Source organism: Sphaerospermopsis sp. LEGE 08334 (assembly GCF_015207205.1).
Taxonomy (GTDB): Bacteria; Cyanobacteriota; Cyanobacteriia; order Cyanobacteriales; family Nostocaceae; genus Sphaerospermopsis.
In genome coordinates, this window is record NZ_JADEXH010000011.1 from 14,890 (window position 1) to 35,655 (window position 20,766).

Annotated in this window: 21 protein-coding genes, 1 tRNA gene and 1 pseudogene; 4 read left to right on the forward strand and 19 right to left on the reverse strand. The window is 34.6% G+C overall.

The window, feature by feature from the left end; all coding sequences use genetic code 11:
- The 5 genes from IQ237_RS08075 to IQ237_RS08095 form a co-directional block, all read right to left on the reverse strand.
- Positions 1-981, reverse strand: a complete 981-nt coding sequence (locus tag IQ237_RS08075) for an aldo/keto reductase (protein ID WP_194053974.1) — start codon at positions 979-981, stop codon at positions 1-3.
- Positions 982-1,645: 664 nt separating this feature from the next.
- Complete coding sequence (locus IQ237_RS08080; RefSeq protein WP_194053976.1) at positions 1,646-2,467, reverse strand: DUF3800 domain-containing protein; 822 nt, start codon at positions 2,465-2,467, stop codon at positions 1,646-1,648.
- Entirely contained in the window at positions 2,445-2,651 is a 207-nt protein-coding gene (locus IQ237_RS08085; RefSeq protein WP_194053978.1) for a hypothetical protein, read from the reverse strand. Before IQ237_RS08085 ends, IQ237_RS08080 begins: the two co-directional genes overlap by 23 nt.
- A gap of 160 nt (positions 2,652-2,811) precedes the next feature.
- Positions 2,812-2,979 carry a hypothetical protein gene (locus IQ237_RS08090; RefSeq protein ID WP_228019878.1) on the reverse strand — a complete coding sequence of 56 codons (168 nt, stop codon included), beginning with the start codon at positions 2,977-2,979 and terminating at the stop codon, positions 2,812-2,814.
- A gap of 188 nt (positions 2,980-3,167) precedes the next feature.
- Positions 3,168-3,239, reverse strand: a tRNA-Thr gene (locus IQ237_RS08095).
- A gap of 271 nt (positions 3,240-3,510) precedes the next feature.
- Between IQ237_RS08095 and argF the strand changes: the two genes are divergently transcribed.
- The 3 genes from argF to IQ237_RS08110 all read left to right on the forward strand — a co-directional run bounded on the left by argF (position 3,511) and on the right by IQ237_RS08110 (position 7,366).
- Complete coding sequence (gene argF / locus IQ237_RS08100) at positions 3,511-4,434, forward strand: ornithine carbamoyltransferase (protein ID WP_194053980.1); 924 nt, start codon at positions 3,511-3,513, stop codon at positions 4,432-4,434.
- Positions 4,435-4,760: 326 nt separating this feature from the next.
- Positions 4,761-5,372 (forward strand): transcriptional repressor LexA, encoded by a 612-nt coding sequence (gene lexA, locus IQ237_RS08105; RefSeq protein WP_194053982.1) that lies wholly within the window; start codon positions 4,761-4,763, stop codon positions 5,370-5,372.
- A 506-nt stretch (positions 5,373-5,878) separates the two neighbouring features.
- Positions 5,879-7,366: a DNA phosphorothioation system restriction enzyme gene (locus IQ237_RS08110; protein ID WP_194053984.1), complete on the forward strand. Its 1,488-nt coding sequence runs from the start codon at positions 5,879-5,881 to the stop codon at positions 7,364-7,366.
- 163 nt (positions 7,367-7,529) lie between these two features.
- On the opposite strand, the pseudogene IQ237_RS08115 reads toward IQ237_RS08110, so the two are convergent.
- A pseudogene (locus IQ237_RS08115) lies at positions 7,530-7,670 on the reverse strand (Photosystem II extrinsic protein); the annotation flags it as partial.
- Between the two features lie 382 nt (positions 7,671-8,052).
- Here IQ237_RS08115 and IQ237_RS08120 point away from each other — a divergent pair.
- The gene (locus IQ237_RS08120; RefSeq protein WP_194053985.1) at positions 8,053-8,892 is read left to right on the forward strand and encodes an Rpn family recombination-promoting nuclease/putative transposase; all 840 of its coding nucleotides are present in this window, start codon (positions 8,053-8,055) and stop codon (positions 8,890-8,892) included.
- Between the two features lie 6 nt (positions 8,893-8,898).
- Here the strand turns inward: IQ237_RS08120 and IQ237_RS08125 are convergent, their stop codons facing one another.
- The 13 genes from IQ237_RS08125 to IQ237_RS08185 form a co-directional block, all read right to left on the reverse strand.
- Complete coding sequence (locus IQ237_RS08125; RefSeq protein WP_194053986.1) at positions 8,899-9,129, reverse strand: AbrB/MazE/SpoVT family DNA-binding domain-containing protein; 231 nt, start codon at positions 9,127-9,129, stop codon at positions 8,899-8,901.
- A 140-nt stretch (positions 9,130-9,269) separates the two neighbouring features.
- Complete coding sequence (locus IQ237_RS08130) at positions 9,270-9,605, reverse strand: XisI protein (protein WP_194053987.1); 336 nt, start codon at positions 9,603-9,605, stop codon at positions 9,270-9,272.
- Positions 9,593-10,009, reverse strand: coding sequence for a XisH family protein (locus IQ237_RS08135; RefSeq protein ID WP_194053988.1), 417 nt, complete (start codon positions 10,007-10,009; stop codon positions 9,593-9,595). Before IQ237_RS08135 ends, IQ237_RS08130 begins: the two co-directional genes overlap by 13 nt.
- Positions 10,010-10,437: 428 nt before the next feature.
- Positions 10,438-11,532 (reverse strand): glycosyltransferase family 1 protein, encoded by a 1,095-nt coding sequence (locus IQ237_RS08140; RefSeq protein ID WP_194053989.1) that lies wholly within the window; start codon positions 11,530-11,532, stop codon positions 10,438-10,440.
- A 28-nt stretch (positions 11,533-11,560) separates the two neighbouring features.
- Positions 11,561-12,454 carry a glycosyltransferase family 2 protein gene (locus IQ237_RS08145; protein ID WP_194053990.1) on the reverse strand — a complete coding sequence of 298 codons (894 nt, stop codon included), beginning with the start codon at positions 12,452-12,454 and terminating at the stop codon, positions 11,561-11,563.
- A gap of 32 nt (positions 12,455-12,486) precedes the next feature.
- Complete coding sequence (locus IQ237_RS08150) at positions 12,487-13,377, reverse strand: bifunctional 2-polyprenyl-6-hydroxyphenol methylase/3-demethylubiquinol 3-O-methyltransferase UbiG (protein ID WP_194053991.1); 891 nt, start codon at positions 13,375-13,377, stop codon at positions 12,487-12,489.
- 348 nt (positions 13,378-13,725) lie between these two features.
- The gene (locus IQ237_RS08155) at positions 13,726-14,493 is read right to left on the reverse strand and encodes a Uma2 family endonuclease (RefSeq protein WP_194053992.1); all 768 of its coding nucleotides are present in this window, start codon (positions 14,491-14,493) and stop codon (positions 13,726-13,728) included.
- A gap of 358 nt (positions 14,494-14,851) precedes the next feature.
- On the reverse strand, positions 14,852-15,607 hold the full coding sequence (locus IQ237_RS08160) for an ABC transporter ATP-binding protein (RefSeq protein ID WP_194053994.1): 756 nt from the start codon (positions 15,605-15,607) through the stop codon (positions 14,852-14,854).
- A complete protein-coding gene (locus IQ237_RS08165; protein WP_194053996.1) occupies positions 15,608-16,429 on the reverse strand; it encodes an ABC transporter permease in 822 nt (273 codons plus the stop codon).
- A 158-nt stretch (positions 16,430-16,587) separates the two neighbouring features.
- Positions 16,588-17,439 (reverse strand): Uma2 family endonuclease, encoded by an 852-nt coding sequence (locus tag IQ237_RS08170; protein ID WP_194053997.1) that lies wholly within the window; start codon positions 17,437-17,439, stop codon positions 16,588-16,590.
- A gap of 35 nt (positions 17,440-17,474) precedes the next feature.
- Complete coding sequence (locus IQ237_RS08175; RefSeq protein WP_194053998.1) at positions 17,475-18,461, reverse strand: glycosyltransferase family 2 protein; 987 nt, start codon at positions 18,459-18,461, stop codon at positions 17,475-17,477.
- A gap of 35 nt (positions 18,462-18,496) precedes the next feature.
- Positions 18,497-19,780 carry a glycosyltransferase family 2 protein gene (locus tag IQ237_RS08180; RefSeq protein WP_194054000.1) on the reverse strand — a complete coding sequence of 428 codons (1,284 nt, stop codon included), beginning with the start codon at positions 19,778-19,780 and terminating at the stop codon, positions 18,497-18,499.
- Between the two features lie 25 nt (positions 19,781-19,805).
- Positions 19,806-20,711 (reverse strand): class I SAM-dependent methyltransferase, encoded by a 906-nt coding sequence (locus tag IQ237_RS08185; RefSeq protein ID WP_194054002.1) that lies wholly within the window; start codon positions 20,709-20,711, stop codon positions 19,806-19,808.
- Positions 20,712-20,766 lie beyond the last annotated feature (55 nt).

The following is a 20,766-nucleotide window of genomic DNA, read 5'->3' on the forward strand; positions in this document are numbered from 1 at the left end:
TCACCTTGTCTGAAAAATATTCTGCACCATTTTCTTCTCAGATTTAGCCGCAGCACTATCTAATTCTGCAACTTCAGCATCACTTAAAAACCAACCCAAAGCACCTATATTTTGTTGTGCTTGTTCCAGATTTTTAGCCCCAGGAATAGGAATTGCACCTTTACAAATACACCAATTAATAGCAACTTGTGACATGGTTCTATTTCTCTGATTTGCTATTTCTCGCAAAGTTCCTAAAACTCCCTGAATACCTGGTAAGATTTGTTTAAATAAAAACCCTCTCACACCTTTAGGAAATTTACCATTTTCGGAAAACTTACCTGTTAATAAACCTAAAGCTAAAGGACTATAAGCAATGAGTTTAATTCCCAAATCATCACATACATCTTTTAAACCTAATTCTGTCACTGGATAGGTAGATAAAAGTGAATATTGAACCTGTAAAGTTTTAATAGGAATACCCCTTTCCTGGAATCTTTTATGTACCCATAAAAGTCGTTTTGTACCGTAATTAGATAATCCTACACCTTTAACTAAACCTTGTTCATATAAATCAGCTAACCCATCTAATAAACCTACTTCTTGCCAAGGTGCATAATTTGCAGTTGACCAGTGCATCTGCACTAAATCAACGTTTTTTCCTAATCTTTTTGCAGAAGCATTACAAGCAGAAAAAATTGATTTTCTTGTCCATCTCCAAGGATAAGCTGCTAATTTTGTCGCAATACAAATATTTTCTTGATTTAATCCTTGATATTCTCTGGTAAACTTACCTAAAAGCGACTCACTACGTCCATTTAATCTTCCTGTACCATAGGAGTCTCCTGTATCAAACAGGGTGACACCATTACTCACACAAAGATTAAATACCTGTTGTAATTGGTCATCCATGCTTTCATTATATCCCCACAGGAGTTGATTACCCCAAGCCCATGTTCCACATCCCATGCTCGGTAAGGATAATGTTTGGTTAGTTTGCATATTGCTTTCCTATAAAAATTATGATGTTAGCATTTTATTATACCTAAATTGGATTGAGGCAGCTTAAACAATAAAATACTAAATTCGTTTCTTGTCACTTGCCAAACTATTTGACCACTTGACAAATTAATGTCTACAAAAATATTAACCTCTAAACCCTTACTGTGTAAGTGTTTTGTTATTGTAACCTATCTTTAGCCAGTAAAACAATAATTGACAAAATAACTGTCCTGTATGAGAAATCCCTATTTTCAAAATTTTTCACTTGACAAATTAATCTCCTCCGATACTGAACTATCCGCAAGTGATAAAGAAGTATTGGAATTAATCCAAAAACTACTTGAACCGTGGGATACCTTCGGTAAGCTTCTCTAACGCAAAACCTACAGAGAAAGACAAACAGAGGTAGCAGCTAATGAGTTAACGCCCACTGGTTTGGGTAAAGCGGCGGGAATTGCTGGTGCTGTTGCAACGTGGGAGAAGTTTCGTTTTAATCCCCTCCTTCCCGGCAACAAATCGCTTACTATTTTCTAGTATCATATTAACCACAATATTGGTTTTAATTCATGACATTATTTGCAAGTTTTTGATATCAATGATATAATACAATTGTGGGTGAACGTCGGCTTCATGCCGTGTGTTTAAGTGGCTTGTCTATTTAAACCTAGCCCACAAACCATTTCAGTTTATCTAGTGATAGCGGGTTAGAATCAGTATACCACTCTCCATAGTTCTTATTTCGCCGATCATCTAAATCCATAATCATCCTGTATTTTTGAGCAAGTGGAATAAAATATTTATCTTCATGGCGTTCATATAATCTTTGTAAAGCCCATAAATAGTAATCAACAACTTGCAATCCAGCATAATCTGATGGGTAAGCTGGTTTAATAATAGTTGTACTATCGGAAGAGATTTTCCATTTAGTTTCAAAATTTCTTTTTGCTTGATTTATAGCTTGTTGTAGTGCTTCTTCCCGCGCAGTTTTACCACGTCTAGCAAAAACGATATGATTAATGTTGGCTTTATGTAATCTCTCTTTAAATAGTCGTTTTACTAGATCATCATATATATCATCTTGATTGGTCTTTTTGCTTAAAGTTTCATAAGTTTTTTGAGTAGCTACTGCTAATTCTGCTTTGTATCTGATAGCTACATACATTTTAATTTCAAAGGTTTGCATGAGTTTAAATACTTCCTTTCTGACATCTTGATGATCGTCTTTTGCATGAAAGGTAATTGCTGTTTTGTTGGCTGAAGGTTGCATTGAAGGAATGTCTTTATAGCGCGGATCAGCACAAAGTTGTTTTCTGAGTTCTGCGAGTTCTAATGTTACTTGTTCTGGATGAAAAATTTGGGCTACACCTACCATAAAAAATTTAGATGCGCCCGGTGTTCCTACTATAATTCTGCCTTTTCTGTCAAAAAATGTTAAGTCTCCTGCTTCGTCAACAAAGTAATGATTAGTTTTTTCTTGTTCTGTCATGTGGTTTAGATAAGGTTACTCCAATAATATTTTCCTCATGAAAATAATAACCTTGTTCATACTTTTCATACTTGGACATTTTTGAAAAACTGTCTATATCTTCAGGTCTGACAATAAAGCCATAATTTTTACCATGACTACCGAACCAATGAATAAAACTTGTATATATCTGCTTAGTTTCCATATTAATTAGTAGGTTTATTGTAATAGTAAGTACCTTATTAGTTTACCAAGAAGTGTATAAAATGCAGATAATAAATCAATAAATTTTACTGAATTATACATTATTATACATTTTTACACAAAATATTAAGTTAATTAATTATAGCTATTTATTGTACTTATCATATTTTTAGCTTAACCGCCAACTGCTGATAAATAACATCTAACCACACAGGAATAACAGATTTACCTTCATCTAGGGATGCGTTAGCGAAACTTACCGTAGGTATTGCCATATCGCTATCAAACTCTACCAAAGAAAGGGAATCATCCTGAGATAACAAGAACATAAACCGCTTCCCCCTACCGGAAATAAACAACTCCGGTTCTTGTTCCTTTTACTAATACAAATTGGTAAACATCCAGAAATTGAAACCTGGTGACAAAAACGTAAACACCTTACAACTTTCGTTTTGTCAAGGCAGACAAACAATTTGGCAAGTGACATCGTTTCTATAGGTGTTTATTTACATAAAAAAGCCAGCAGTCAGGATTGAACTGACGACCTTCCGATTACAAGTCGGATGCACTACCGCTGTGCTATGCTGGCGTGTTTTGGTGTGTTGGAGCTTTTGAATAGCCCACCGATTTCTAATAATAGCATAAACCAGAAATTTGTCTAGTAGTTTTCCGAAAAAATTTTTTTTCTGAGTTTATCCATTTAATCAATCCAAAATCCTCAATCCCAAACCTAAAATCCAAAATCGGACATCCCGTAGATCCAGGTAACAATAATTTGGTAAAGTTTTAAGACTGTATACCTGTTGACGCAGCTTATTAAATACACATACACAGATAACTATAATATACCAATCATCAGCATGGCATCATCATTAGTTGGACGAGATTTATTAGGTTTGGCGGATCTGAGTTCCACAGAACTGCAAGAACTTCTAGAAATGGCAGCTTTACTCAAGTCACAAAAGCTGACGTTAAATTGTAACAAGGTTTTGGGTTTATTATTCTCCAAGGCTTCCACCCGCACCAGAGTTAGTTTTACTGTAGCAATGTATCAACTGGGTGGCCAGGTTATTGATCTTAACCCCAATGTCACCCAAGTGAGTCGGGGTGAACCTGTACAGGATACCGCTAGGGTGTTGGATCGTTATTTGGATATCCTCGCTATTAGAACTTTTGCCCAGCAGGAGTTGGAAATTTTTGCTAATTATGCCAAAATTCCGGTAATTAATGCCCTCACAGATTTAGAGCATCCTTGTCAGATTTTAGCTGATTTATTAACTATTCAAGAATGTTTTGGCTCTCTGGCAGGTTTAACTCTGACCTATGTGGGGGATGGTAATAATGTGGCTAATTCCCTGATGTTGGGTTGTGCTTTGATGGGAATGAATGTGAGAGTAGCTTTTCCTTCAGGATATGCCCCAGATGCGGAAATTGTAGAAAAAGCTAGGGCGATCGCTGATCATAAAACTGAAGTTATTCTCACCCATGATGCCCAAGCAGCAGCTAAGGGCGCACAGGTTCTTTATACTGATGTTTGGGCAAGTATGGGACAAGAATCGGAAGCTAATAACCGTCTTCCTATCTTCCAACCTTATCAAATTTCTCAACAATTATTAAGTTTTGCCGATCCCGAAGCAATTGTTTTACACTGTCTACCCGCCCACCGTGGTGAAGAAATTACCGATGAAGTTATCGAAGGTTCTCAATCAAAAGTTTGGGATCAGGCAGAAAATAGATTACACGCCCAAAAAGCTCTACTTGCTAGTATTTTAGGGGCTAAGTGAAGGAATTAGGTGACAGGTGACAGTTTAGAGGGAATAGGGAAGTAATATTAAGATTATATTTTGGATTGTATTTAATTAATTCCAATCTAAAAACTAAAATCTTTTTACCCAGTCCCCAGTCCCCAGTCACCAATCACCTCTTCCCCAATTTAATGAAAAATTTGACAAATAAAACTTTATTTAATTAAAATTACTGATTAATGGTCGTCGGCACTTAATAAAGGTATTGATTAATTGTTGAGAAATATTTAAATCAATCTTGTTAAGGGAAGATTTTTGTAGTACAAATGCTCTAGGGACATTTGTAATTACTTCCCGATAAAACAATGGAAAAACTAACAGCAGTCCAACAAGAATTGTATGAATGGTTGGTAGAATATATCCGTATTAATCAGTATTCGCCATCTATTCGCCAAATGATGCAAGCGATGAATCTCAAGTCACCCGCACCTATTCAAAGTCGTTTGGAACATTTACGCAATAAGGGATACATTGACTGGAATGAAGGGAAAGCGCGAACAATTAGAATTTTGCGGCCAACTAAGCAAGGTGTACCTATTTTAGGAACTATCGCTGCTGGTGGTTTAATTGAACCTTTTACCGATGCGGTGGAACATGAGTATTTAGACTTGGCTAATTTATCTTTACCTCCCCGCAGCTATGCTTTGCGGGTAACGGGTGATAGCATGATTGAAGATTTAATTGCCGATGGTGATGTGGTGTTTTTGCATCCCGTACTCGAACCCAATCAGTTAAAAAATGGTACGATTGTTGCCGCTAGGGTGGAAGGATACGGTACTACTTTAAAACGTTTTTATCTGGAAGAAGAGACTGTCACTCTCAAACCTGCTAACCCGAAATATCAACCTATCGAAGTACCCGCTATGCAAGTACAGGTTCAGGGTTCTTTGGTGGGTGTGTGGAGAAATTATAATTAAGGTGACAGTGAACAGGTGACAGGTGACAGATGGAAGAGCTTGTCCTAAGTTGACCATTTTATAGACGAAAATATACTTATGTTGACAAAAATGGACATAAGTTAGCTCAGAAAAATGCCAACTTGATATATAATCCTCAGATATCAAGTATTGAATCAGACTATTACCGACGCGAAAACCAAGCATTGATAGTGATAGTCTGTTTCCAAATCTTAACCTGAGAAAGTCGCGTTGGGCTACAGCGTGCAAGTCTACTGAGGGATAACCGCTCCCATGCTCCCGTTGAAGTAGAAAGTAAAGTCTAGCTTTGTCTAGGTTTTATATAGCAGAGAAGAGGAAAAAGATAAATAAAATTCCTCTGTACTCTCACTTGTAGCGTCACTTGTCAGCTACTATCTTGTTGATTGTCACTTATAAATTACCTAAATTACCGTCCGTCTTGTTGACTTTAATTAGTCAACTACTATCTTCTTTACTGTCACCTGTCACCTGTCAACTGTCACCTCATGTATTTAACGCGATCGCAAATACAGAAACAAAAACCTCCTGCTTTCTCTCTCAAGTTACCTTTTGTCAGGGAAAATCAGGGTAGTTATCATGTTCAGTCCTCTTTACCAGGATGTCCAAAAATGCCTGTATCTCTGCATTTGCGGGGATATCAGCATCAAGCTATTACTAGCTGGTTTGCTAATAATGGTCGAGGGACTTTAAAAATGGCTACTGGTAGTGGGAAAACGATTACTGCTTTGGCGATCGCCTGTGAATTGTATAAACAGATAAGTTTACAAGTCTTGTTGGTGGTGTGTCCTTACCGTCATTTGGTTAGTCAATGGGGTAGAGAATGTAAGAAATTTAACTTACAACCGATTTTGGCTTTCGAGAATTTACGCACGTGGCAAAGTCAACTTTCAATGCAATTATATAATCTGCGTTCCGGTTCTCAAAATTTCGTCACTGTCATCACCACTAACTCGACTTTAATTAGTGAGGGGTTGCAATCTCAACTTAAATATTTTCCACCCAAAACTTTAATTATTGGTGATGAAGCGCATAATTTAGGCGCACCCAGGTTAGAAGAAAGTTTACCTCGGAATATTGGGTTACGTCTCGCTTTGTCTGCTACCCCAGAAAGATATTTTGATGATGGAGGTACGGAGTCTTTATTTGACTATTTTGGTTCTGTTCTCCAACCAGAGTTTAGTTTGCAAGATGCTATAAATAAAGGGGCTTTAGTGCATTATTTATATTATCCTGTTCTAGTGGAATTAACGGAATTTGAAAGTATTAATTATTTGAAGTTGACTAAGAGAATAGGGCGATCGCTACAATATAGAGAACGAGAAGAAGGGGGTATCGACGATTTTGAAAATATTGAAGATATTAAATCCTTATTAATTAAACGTTCTAGGTTAGTAGGTGCAGCAGAAAATAAATTAACTGCTTTAAAAGAATTAATGTTAAATCGTTTAGATACGAGTCATACATTATTTTATTGCAGCGATGGTTCACAGGAAAGTACACAACGTTCATCTCTGCGTCAGTTGAAGGAAGTAGCGAGAATTTTAGGAGGAGAGTTAGGTTACAAAGTCAGCACCTACACCGCACAGACATCTTTACAAGAACGGGAAATTTTAAGAGAACAATTTGAAAGTGGAGAATTACAGGGTTTAGTTGCTATTCGTTGTTTAGATGAAGGTGTGGATATTCCCGCTATTCAAACTGCGGTGATTTTATCAAGTTCTGGGAATCCTCGTCAATTTATCCAGCGTCGTGGTAGGGTTTTACGTACCCATCCTGGGAAGGATAGAGCGACTATTTTTGATATGATTGTTTTACCTCCTGATTTGGATCGAGAAGCGATAGAGGTGGAACGCAATTTGTTAAGAAAAGAGTTAAGAAGGTTTGTGGAATTTGCTGATTTAGCTGATAATGCAGGAGAAGCAAGGATGAAATTATTAGATTTGCAAAAGCGTTACGGGTTATTGGATATTTAGGAGAATTGAGTTAATCCCACATTTCGCACTTCAAAATGTCATACGTTAATACTTAAATTATTTTTACAAAAAATGTTGACATAATTCAGTATTTAAACGTATAAACTACAGACCTTTGGCGATCGCTCAAACCAGGAATGTCGAATACATCTTCTACTTTTTAGTAAGGAGTATTAGCGATGATTTTCTTAGCCAGGGTGGGATACATCCCTGGATACTGCTGAAAACCGGCAATATTGGTATTATTCAAATCCAATTTTTTCCCAAATTCTGTTGCTAACTTCTGATCTGCCTTGTTTTTAGAGTATCAGTGGATAGATCCCCGACTTTTTGAAGAAGTCAGGGATCTGGGTATTAATAAAATCACTATTATACTGCATAAATCTCAGGATAGGGAATTTGACGGTTAGCTTTCAGTGATCAGCAGTCAGTTAAGCTTTTATGCAGCTAAATTGTATAATCATAAATTCTTGAACTCTTGTGGCACAGGCATACTTCGACTGCGCTCAGTACAAGTCTTGCCTGTCTCATTTATACAAATTAAATGCACAACAGCTTATCAGTTTGAAAGTCCTTTTGGTTGAAAATTTTGTAATGTAAATTTATACCTCGTAAACCTCGAATTTGCCGTAGTTAGCTGATAATATTCAGGATATTGATTTTGACTCGGAAACTATTAGCCATTAATGAAAACAGACTCAATTTTTTATCAAATATTTCAAACTTTACCTACTGTTTTGTTTGAATTATTAGGAGAATCTCCAACAAAAGCAAGTGGATACAAGTTTGATTCAGTGGAAATTAAGGAATTATCATTCCGTTTTGATGGGTTATTTCTCCCACCTGCTGATGAAGATAAACTGATTTATTTTGTAGAGGTGCAATTTCAGCAACGTGACAATTTTTACTGGGACTTGTTTGGGGAGATATTTCTCTACTTAAAGTTATATCGTCCTCAACAAAATTGGTGTGCAGTGGCGATATTTCCCAATCGTAGCACTGATACAGCAGAACCAATACAGTATCAAGAGTTATTTCATCCGGGTAGAATATCACGGATATACTTAGATGAGTTAGGGGAAAAAACTGGTGATTCTGTTGGTTTAGGAATGCTAGAATTGATAGTAGCACAACAACCACAAATTAAGGATAAAGTAGTTCAACTGAAAGAACAAGTACGGGTGTCTTTAGCAGAAGCAATGATCCAGGAAAAGGTTTTAGAATTGGTAGATAAGATACTGGTGTACAAGTTTCCCTATTTAAGTAGTCAGGAGTTAGAAGCTATGTTTGGACTAGATGAGTTGAAGCAAACACGGTATTTTCAAGATGTGAAGGAAGAGGGTAAAGCGGAAGGTAAAGCGGAAGGTAAAGCGGAAGGTAAGTTAGAAAGTAAGTTAGAGATGATACCTTTGTTGTTACGTTTGGGTTTAAGTGTGGAGGCGATCGCTTCTGAGTTGAATTTAGATATAGAGTTAATTAGGTCGAGGATATCGGAGAATAAGCAATCAATAACAAATCAGGGATAAAGTAGTTCAACTGAAATGTCTCGTTAGTGCCATGATTTCATCGGTGGTCATGTTGATTGTAGCTTTACCTCGCATTATTTCTATAAGATTTTTACCGGGAGTGGGTTTAATTTTGGATTTTTTTATGTAAACTGCATCTCCGATGATTTCAAATTCTACTTCTGTGTTGGGTGTTAATCCCAATCTTTCTCGTATTTCTACGGGAATAGTTACTTGTCCTTTGGATGTGATTTTCATATTTTTATTGTCAGGTAAGAATTTTCCTACTTTTAGGATTACATATTTCCGAATCAGATGTTAATGTTAGGGAATATTAGAAATTGGATAGATCCTATACTTATTTAAACAAGTATAGTATCTGAGTATTAAGAAAATTATTATCGTACTGCATAAGGTGTAAATTGCCGTTTAAAGGGAGAATGAAAACCAATGACAATATCTGAATTTGGTACTCCCATTTGTACTAATCTTTCGGCTATTGATTCTTCTGTTCCATTGTACTGAATCCAAATTTTGTCATTTTCAATATCAAGGTGAATTACTGGACCAAATACTCGTTTATCACCTTGCCAACCCACAAAATTTAACTGATAATGATCATGTTCACTATCAAATATTAGTTGTGCTTTTACTGTATCTGTAGTGGTGGAAATTTGAGCGTGTTCTGTTAGAATTTCTTTGATAAATTGTCTATAAAGTTCTATTTTATCCATTGTCTAATCTCCTCTTGTTTTGGATCGTAAATGATCAGTTTGACTTGATATTTTTGTAGCATACGTTGGATAAATGGAAGTTGGAAAAATTCGTAATAAGTCTCAAAGGGTACGGCTAAATATATAATTCTGGTTGGTTCTTGTTCTTCTAACGCTTGGCTATAGTTTAGATATTGACCTAATGCTGTATGAAAACTGCTAATTTCTGAATCTCCTATAAAACTTTTAATTTCTACTGCAATTTTTTCTGTCTCCTTTTCTGCTGCTATGGTTGTGTCTGCTGCTAAATCAATTTGCAGTTTGACAACTTCACTAATGCGAATGGTGAGGGGATCATGAGTGATTTTCCATCCTTCTTTTATTAAAGCATTTTTAACCTGTTGGTGGAAAACATCTTTTGCCATTATAATTGATTATTCTTATCTTGTTAGTGTAATTATTTTACTATAGCAATATTGAAATGTGAGAAAACACGGTATTAGTTTTTGTGCTTTATATAACTAATAATCTTGTCCATGAATTACGCTAAATATAGCACTTAAACCACCAAACAAAATTTTATAGGGTATTAAAAATATCTTCCTTGAACTACGCAATTTCTAATGAAAGATTTAGGATGGCTATATATTTATTCTATCATATAACAATAATATTTGATATCTGAAATTGTTTGCGTAGTCAGATAAAACGCAAAAGGTAAGATGCAAAAGGGTTTCCGAGAATTTAGGTGTACGGATTTTTTTCAAAAATCAAATATGAGTCTCATATAACAATAACTACAATATTAGCAACTTCTTCAATAAGTAGGGTATCTTATATTTTGTAGTTATGCTCACAGATATTGCTGTAATATTTCAACTGTAGCGAGTCCGGTTTTTTCCCAACTAAATTGATTTGCTCTTTTTATTCCTTTTTCTGAAAGTTGTTTTCTGGTTTCTGAATCATTAATAATAGTTTGCATTGCGTCTGTAATTTCCTCGGTATTATATGGATTAATTAAAATTGCCGCATCTCCTGTTACTTCTGGAAGTGAAGAAATATTAGAGGTAATAACGGGAGTACCACAGGCCATTGCTTCTAATACTGGTAAACCAAAACCTTCCCATAAACTGGGAAAAACTAAAGCAAGTGCTTGATTGATTATTATTGGTAATTCGTTGTAAGGTACGTAGTTTAGGAATTTGACTAAATGATTTATTTCTAGTTCTTGAACTTGTTTTTCTAATAATGGGGTGTAACGTTTATCTGTTGGTCCAACTAACCATAGTTCATAGTCATTTGTGTGAGGTAATTTTGCAAAAGCAGAAATTAAACTATGTACATTTTTATAAGGATCTTGTCTACCAATGTATAGAAAATAGTTTTTAGTGGGTAGGTTGAGAAAGCGGAAATGAGAGCGATCGCACGCTAAAGGAATAGATGTGATTTTATTACTTGGGATTTGGTAAAATTCGGTGATATCTCTAGCTGTTGCTTCAGAGTTACAAATTATATGTTGTGCTTGGTTGAGAACTTGGGGGGTGTAGTAGCGGTGGTATGGTGTTAGGGGTGAGAAAGGTTTAGGAAAGCGTAATGGTATCATGTCGTGTGACATGACAATAAAGCGACAGTTTTTGTATAGCGGTGCTTCAGGGATGGGGGAAAATAGAAGGGTAGATTTGAGGTTTTTATAGATTTTTGGTAGTTGGAATTGTGTCCAGATGAGACGGTTTAAATGTCCTTTTGAACCATGAGCAGGAGTAAGATTATTTGGGATTGGGTAGCAATTGAAATCTGGGTGATTTTGTGATGTTATTAGGGTTGGTTGGAGGGTTTTCAGGTAGGAAATGAGGTTTAAAGCGTAGTTGCTGATGCCGGTTGGTTGGGAAAAAATAATGGATAGGTTGATGATTAATTGATGAGATGATGGATGATTTATTGTGTTCATTAATTAATTGTTCTATTTATCACGATTATTATTTATATCTCAATACTAACTTAACAATCTGCCAACAATAAGGATTTAATGTTATTGCAAATTCATAGAAAAATTTTGTAAAAAGATAAACTCGTAAAATCAATCTTTCCCACATAGGACGATGTTTTTTATAGTAATAAATTTGGCTGCGTCTATATTCTACGACCATTTTATGGGCAATCCTGTTTACAGAATGTCCTCGAATATGAATTAAAGACACTTCAGGTGTATATAAGACTTTATACCCTGCATTTTTGACTCTTTGACATAAATCAGACTCTTCAAAATACATAAAAAATTTTTCATCAAAACCACCTAGTGAATGAAATAAATCTGCACGAATAAAAAATGCTGCACCTACAACAATATCGACTTCTTTAGTTTGTTTACAATCCTGCTCTAAACGATTTAACTTAGTTGGAGATTGAGCATAATTGTGTAATCTCTTAGCTTCAATTTCACCTTTAATACTGATTGTAGGTGAAAACGAGATTTGAAAACTGCCATCTGGAAATAAAAGTTTAGGTCCAATAACTCCTATTTCTGGATTTTCTTCCATTAAATTAATTAGATGTGGAAATATATTACTGGTAATTATGGCATCAGTATTTAATAAAAATAAAAATTTTCCTTTAGCTACTTTTGCACCAGCATTATTTCCTGAGCCAAAACCAATATTTTTTGATAATTTAATTAATTTGACAGCAGGAAATTGATTCTCAATAATATCTATACTATTATCTTGTGAATTATTATCTACTATAATAATTTCGCAGTTATATCTAGGAATAAATTTTTCTATAGAAGTTAAACAGTCTGTTAAAACATCTGCACCATTATAGTTAACTAAGATAATTGAGATTTTTAGTGATGTATAATGTTGTCTTATCATAAAATTTTTATTTTTATGTATATAATTAATTTTTAAACATGAACTCCCCACGTTCTCAAGTATGATTGCAATTTCTTTTTTTGATTTTGTGACAGCACTTGACGGACAACTTTACGAAATAACCCTGTTAAAACATAGGTTTGATTGAAAATACCAAAAGGAATAATCTGGGCAGAAGGTACGGGAATTTCAGTCAATTTTATAGGACTACCTGTATAGGTTTCAGGCACAACATGAAGTACCACCTGATAAACACAAGCAAAAGGATTAGAAAGCAGTTCTTTCTTTAAACCGTGAGGCAAACTCAACCAAAGATCAGCAAGTTCTGTTTGATCTGGTGATCTGACTACAAAACTAGCATCAATAATTTTTAAATCTGCATCTTCAATTAATTTCTGTATATTTTTAATACCAAAGAATCTTATATGATTTTTATCTAATAACCCTGATTCACTATATTGAAAATCTCCATTCCACAAGCAACCACTAATGACAGCGTGTCCTGCATGGGGTAATGAAATCACAATGTATCCACTATCATTTAACAGGTTTTTTATATTCTGAAGACATCTTAATGGATCATACAAATGCTCTAAAACATCCGCAGCAACAACAACATCAAATTTCTGTTCCTCCGAAAAAATTTTATACCACTGTGGGTTGTTTAAATCTGCACTAATAACACTAGAACAAAACTGTTTGAGTTCTTCAATATAATCAGGATGAATCTCAATTGCTGTAATATTGCATTGGTTGATGTCTTGCAAAACTCGTAATATTGATCCCGGACCTGCACCAATTTCCAAAACCTTTTTTTGTTTGCCGACAAATCTTAATACATTGGCGGCGGCTGTATCAGAATTAGGATCAACTGTGTAATTATAATTTAAGGTTTTTTCTTGCATAGTAAAATTATTGTCCATTACATATTTTCCATCACAGAAATTCCCCCATCCAAACCCACACCTACTTGAATTAAAGGTGATACTTAACCGCATACTCTAACTCTTCCAGTTATAGTCCGCAAGATTCCAGAGATAATCTTTAACACAGTGGATTCAACAGAACCATGGAAATTGTTCGATAAGCATCAAATTTATACCCTTGATCATAGTTAACCTTTCCGTTAACATAGGAGTGGTTAGAGTCATATTTTTTTTCCTTTATTTAGTTACTGTATATCAGATTATTTACAAGATTTATCTTCTCTGACACACCCTAAAACTATCAGATTTGTTTTTCTGGACAGGTTATTTTCCCTGAAAAATTTACTACAAACTATCAGGATCAATATTTAACTCTCTTAATTTTTGTGCTAAAATTGACATTTTAGTTTCTGCTTGTTCTAGTTTAGCTTCTGCTTGATTAGCTCTTTGCTGTTCAGCCTCAGCTTTTTGAGTAGCAACTTCAGCTTTTTGAGTAGCAATTTCAGCTTTTTTAATTTCTTGTAAATTCGCTTCTTCTGGTGTAGGTACTAATCTTCCTTCAACCGTAAAATATCTTAACCTACCTTCCAACACTCCCAGATATAAACCTAACTCCTGACTCCAATACCAATCATTTTCTGATGCGGGAATAGGTTTATATTCACTGTCTGTTAATCGCCATCCCACCAATTCTAAGGTATTGGGCGAAAACCAAAAATACTCAGGAGTGCGGAATTGATTTTGATACAACTGTTTTTTTAATCCCTTGTCTACTTTGGCTGTAGAATCAGAAAGCAATTCAATGATTACATTGGGATATTTACCGTCTTCTTCCCATGTTACCCAAGACAAACGCGGACGTTTTTCCGTATCTTTGACTAGAAAAAAGTCTGGTCCTCTAAAGTCTCGATTTTTTAACTGTTGTCGGCTATAGTAGATACTGAGATTTGCACCTATAAAGAAATCTTCTCGATCACGCCATAACCATTCTAAACAAGTTACTAATATTAATAGTTGTGTATAATGTAATGAGCTTTCCATTTCTGGTTCGTCACTAAGTAGTTCGGTGCAATCTGGCATTAATGCTTCTATTTCTTGTGCTGTTAAGGCCATAGATTTTTTGTTGATAAATTACTATCTTTAGTTAATTATAAACTATGAGAATAGCGGGAAACCACGCTATTTGAGAATTGAGGTGTAATTTGATGTGTAACTCCTGAATAATTTACTACACATTAACAGGATCAACGCTTATAACTCTCTTATTAATTGTATGGGTTAACTATTAACGTAAGTTGCTAATGCAAAAAGTCTTTCAACTGGAAGTGAAAACGAGAAATAGACAGCAAAAAACAAGGTAAGATCATCATAATTAATTCTTTCTACTGACTCCTGACTCCTGACTCCTATTCCTAACTAGCAACTTGGGTTATTAATTTTCTGTAAATAATTATTTTTCCCTATTTTTTCCTTAACTAGCAACTATTTCCGATTGTTTAACACTTTGCAAATAATAATCTACAACTTCCTGTGAATCACCCGAAAATCTAATATTTCCTTGACTTAAATAAATCACCTTTTTACAGGATGTACTAATAAACTGTAAATCATGAGAAACCACCAAAACCGTCGTTTCCCCATTCCAAAAACTATCAATCCTCTGCTGACACTTATGCTTAAACCTCTCATCCCCCACAGATAAAACCTCATCCAAAATCAAAATATCCGGCTGTACATCAGTAGCAATAGAAAAACCCAACCTGGCCACCATACCCGAAGATAAACCCTTAACTGGAATTAAAGCATAATCCTCCAATTCGGCAAACTCCAAAATTGACCGCGCTCTTGCTTTCATCTCAGTCCTAGAAAAACCCAGTAATACACCATAAAGCAGTATATTGTCAATCACGGAAATGTCAGGATCGAAACCAGCCCCTAGTTCAATTAAAGGCGCAACTTCACCCCTTACTCTAACTGTTCCGGTCGTAGGTTGTAAAATCCCAGAAATGAGTTTTAAAAGAGTGGATTTACCAGAACCATTAGCACCTATTATACCTATTTTTTCACCTTTTTCAACAACTAAATTAATATTATCTAAGACTAATTTTTTCGCAGGTTGGCGATATTTACCTTCTACAATAGAAAGTAAAGTTCTCTTCAAATCATAAGAAAACTCCTCTTGTGTACGTCGCCACAAAGAAACTTGATCTAGGCGAATAACTTCCATTTACAATAAATCCATAAACTGATGTCGCCACAAATGAAAACAAGTCCATCCCAAGGACAAAATAATTATGCCACTCAGTAAAGCCGCACCTATTAAACCTAAATCTGGCGTTGAACCTGATAATGTAATCTGACGTAGACTTTCAATAATCGGTAAGAGAGGATTTAAACTCAAAAATGGTTTAACTTGCGGTGGTACAATTGCTGCTGGATAAAATACCGGACTACTGATCCAAATCACAAAGCTGACTAACTCATAAAAGTAAGGTAAATCTCTAAAAAATACATACAATGCGCTAACTAAAAATCCAACTCCTGTACAAACTAACAATAATGCCAGAAACGGAAATATCAATGCTAATACATTTACTAAACTTCGAGAATTAAATAAAGTCATCAATGCCAGTAATGGAAATGCTCCCACGGAAAATTGAAACACATTAGCTGCTACCATAGATACTGGGAAAACACTGACAGGCAGCCGAATTTTATTTAATAATGCCCCATTATATACCACACTTAACAAAGCTTGAGATGTGGAAGCTGAGAAAAAATTAATTACCACCAATCCTGTAAACGCTGCTAATACGTAGTTAATGATGGAGTTACCATAATAAGATGAAAAGGTAGCACCAAAAATAGCAGTATAAAGCCCTGTCATGATCAATGGGTTCAGTAGTGACCAATACACACCCACGATTGAACCCCGATAACGCACTTTTAGGGTCCGCACTACCAAGACGTGCAATAGTTCCCAGTAGCGCTGTACCTGTAACCAAGTTAAATTGTTTTTGATTAAATTTTCTTTGATAGATAGGGTCATTCTCCAGAACCACCACAGGCTATAGCCAAGTTACCAGGGCATTGTATACTATTTTCAGTATTAATTGAACCTAAAATATAACCATCCTCTTGAACGTCAAAATAGATCCCTAACTTCTCTCAAAAGAAAAATTCGGGATCTACTGAATGACAAATTATTTACAAACTATCAGGATTAATACCTAAATCTCTTAACCTCTGAGCTAAAATAGCTGCTTTAGCTTCTGCGTCTTCAGCCCTTTGTTTTTCAGCTTCGGCTCTTTGTTTTTCGATTTCAGCCTTTTGTTTTTCAGATTCAGCTTTTTGTTTTTCAGATTCAGCTTTTTGTTTTTCAGATTCAGCTTTTTGTTTTTCAGATTCAGCCCTTTGTTTTTCAGCTTCGGCTTTTCTGTAAGCAATTTCAGCCTTTCTGATTTCTTCTAAATTTGCTTCTTCAGGTGTGGGTATTAATCGCCCCTCAACACTGAAATACCTTAATCTACTTTCAAACACTCCTAAATACAACCCTAATTCCTGACTCCAATACCAGCCATTTTCCGAAGGAGTAATACTTTTATATTCACTGTCTGTTAATCGCCATCCCACCAATTCTAAGGTATTGGGCGAAAACCAAAAATATTCAGGGGTTCTAAATCGGTTTTGGTACAACTCTTTTTTTAATCCCCGGTCTACTTTAGCAGTAGAATCAGACAGCAATTCAATAATTAAATTGGGATATTTACCGTCTTCTTCCCATATTACCCAAGAATTACGCGGACGTTTTTCCGTATCTTTGACTAGAAAAAAGTCAGGTCCTCTAAACTCTCGATTTTTTAACTGTTGCCGGCTATAGTAGATGCTAAGATTTGCTCCGATAAAGAAATCTTCTCTATCTCTCCACAACCATTCTAAACAAGTTACTAATATTAATAGTTGTGTATAATGTAAAGAGCTTTCCATTTCTGGCTCGTCGCTAAGTAGTTCGCTGCAATCTGGCATTAATGCTTCTATTTGTTCCGCTGTTAAAGCCATAGATTTGAGTTGGATAAGTTACTATCTTTTATCTACTATAACCTAATACGATTCTTGTTAAGAATTTTCTCATTATTTCCGTAATGCCAAGCAATACCAGCACTCCAACCAACACGCACACCTTTAAAAGCTTGTTGGATATATTGCCATAAAATCCCATTCTTGAGAAGATGGGTAAATTTAAGCCTAATAATCCGCAGTAAACAACGATAAATTAAAAGTAAAGTCAGACGTATAATTAAAATCGGCAAAGGAATTTTTTTATAACCGTGTTTTAAGGCAAAATAAGTAGAATTTTTAGCGAGAGAATACCAACAAGTTAGATGTTTTTGATCATAACGGTTATGACTAGGTTGAGGATAATGATCTACAACCGTATCACAATAGTGAATTTCATAACCAGCTTGAATCAAACGTAAACAAACATCTGTTTCATCTAAAAAATATTCAAAAAATTCATCATAACCATTAATCTTTTGGAGTAAATCTTTACGGTAAGATGAATTAGTTCCCATTAAACCATTAAACCAAAAACCCTGTTTTTGATTATAGTTAATCACATTTTCTGAACGAATGGGAATTGTATTACTAATAAGATTGGTAATACCTTGATGATATTGTAAAGGATAACCGGCTTTTGTCATATCTCTGACAGTACCACCAACTCCAGCGCATTGATCACCATATAAAGCATAGGTTGATATTAATTTATCTAACCAGTCAGTCGGGGGGATAGCATCATCATCTATAAAAGCAATAATCTTTCCTGATGATTTTTGGATTCCTATATTTCTAGAAATACTAATATTTTTAGGTTGTGATGTTAAGATTTTGATGCTAAAAGTTAAATTATTTTTGAGTAAATTTATCATTTTTAATGTACTATCATCATCGGAAGAATCTACCACAATAACTTCAAAAGGGTTATGATTGATGTGATTTAAAGATGCCAGAGTTTTTTGGAGTGAAGCAGAACGATCTGCGGTACAAATAACTATAGATATCAATTCAGAATTTAACATGGTTGCAATTCTTTCCAATATTGTGAAGAGAGATGTTATTTTGCAGCAACTGATTTATGTACCAAAATGCTCATCTGCAAATATATTTTCAACAACCGATAAAATACTTGCAGACTTTTAAACAGTATATTCATTAAATTCAAATTTACCTGGATGTAACCAGCACCACTAAAGAAATAAACTTTTTTAGCTAAATTAACATAAAAAAGTTCTGGTTTATAGCAGCTAACTATTACCAAATCTACAGGTTTAACAAAACAAGATACTAACCAAATGTAAATCCTCAGCAATAAACTTTTGGGTGGATACCAAATAGTAACTTTAGGAAATTGACAAATATCTTGATATATAGAAGATTGCACCAATATTTTGCTATTATTATGAATAATTGATGCTAAATCATATTCCTGATATGGCAATATATCAGGCATTTTACCTTTAATTTTCTGAAGGAAATCTGTCAAACCTTGTAAATAAATTTCTGCCCAAAAATAACGCCCAGTTAATGAGTAATAAATTAATTTTGGCAATAATAATTTCAGACGTTTTAATAATAGTTCTGGTTTGTGTTTTTGCCAACAGTAACAAAGATTACGTTCATCATAATAACTAATCCAAGGACGTTGTTTAAAATCAGGTGAAGAATGCCAAATAATAGACTCTGGATGAGCAGCAACCACCCAACCAGCTTGTTTTGCTCTTAAACACCATTCCACATCATCAAAATGCAGAAAGTAATTTTCAAATACTCCGATTTCTTCAATTATTTCCCGTCTGAATAATAATGAAGCTGCTGCACAAATATCTACTGTGAGATAAGGTTTACCTGCTAAAATTTCCGCTGTTGATTTAATAATTGAGTTACCAAAATAAGTTTTTAAATGTGCTTTTGGTTCATGAATATAACCGCCTATTTCTTGAATAATCTCCGGTTGTTCTAATTTTCTAATTTGAGAACCTACTAACCCTACCTCTGGATACTTTTCTAAGGTTTCTACTAAAGGAAGTAAAGCTTGATGATGTAAACTTACATCATTATCTAGTAACCAAATGTAATCATAATTAAGGTTACTTACAAACTTCATTCCATAAGAAAAACCACCAGAACCTCCGATATTTTCCCCTGTTTGTAAAACTGTAATTTGGGTATAATGTTCTTCCAGATAAAGTTGTGTACCGTCAGAGGAAGCATTATCAACAACAAAAATATCCAGAGATATCCCATGCAAATCTAGTTTTTTTGTGTCTTCAATAAGCAAACAAACATCTTTAATTTTGTTCCAAGTAACAATGATAGCTGCGACTTTGGTAATGTTCATAAATCATTTCAGATTATTTCATAAATCATTTGTTAAAATCAATAATTCCAATACCCATCCATTCCTCTGCAATATGACTAATTTCCCAAATTGAATATGACTGAGAGTATGATAATTTCAGTTCATTCCAACATCTTCTAGTTCCACCATCTAAGTGATCATATTCCGAAGCATTAATATCATGAAAAGCACAAACTTTTGCATAACGCCCTACATTGAAAAAGTCTCTTTTCATGCCATGATATGAATGATCTGCATCAATATAAACAACATCAAATTCTTTACCGATAAAATCAGCAGATGTAGCAGGAATGGCTTTTTCTAAGGGTAAAATAGATGAAAAATAATCCCAATCTCTAAAGTTGTCTTCTATATCAACACAGGTATATTTAAAGTTGTTGTTGAACTTAGATAAAACCGCACAACAAAAAACGGAAAATCCTCCATACATTACCCCAATTTCCAAAAAAGAACTTGGTTGTTTTTGAATGCAATAAATTAAAAAATCCGCAAATTCTGTAGGGATTTGTAATGGTCCATAATCAGAAGCATTCAGATATTGTTGATAAGGAGAATAAAGATTCCATCCTTGATATGCACAACCATAACCTTTGATTTTTTCTAACAAAAAATTTCTATTTTTTAATTGTTTTTTGTCCGCATCTAAAATTGATTGAATGACAACTCTACCCTTATTGAAATCATGTTCAATGGCTTTTTTGTTCATGATATCTGGTAGATTTTCAGGTTTATTTACCGCAGCTATATCTTGATATTCGGTTTTGATAATTTTATAGATTCTTTTGATTTTTTTGGATTCGACTTTTAGCTGTTGATAGGAACTCATTAACTTTTTTAAACCTATATTTCTGTCACGAATAAATACGCGAATATATTTAGGGACTATTTGTGTGAATGATGTATATATCACGATATTTTACCTCTACTTATTGTTAATTAAATGTGAGTAAAAGTGAGTAAAGTGT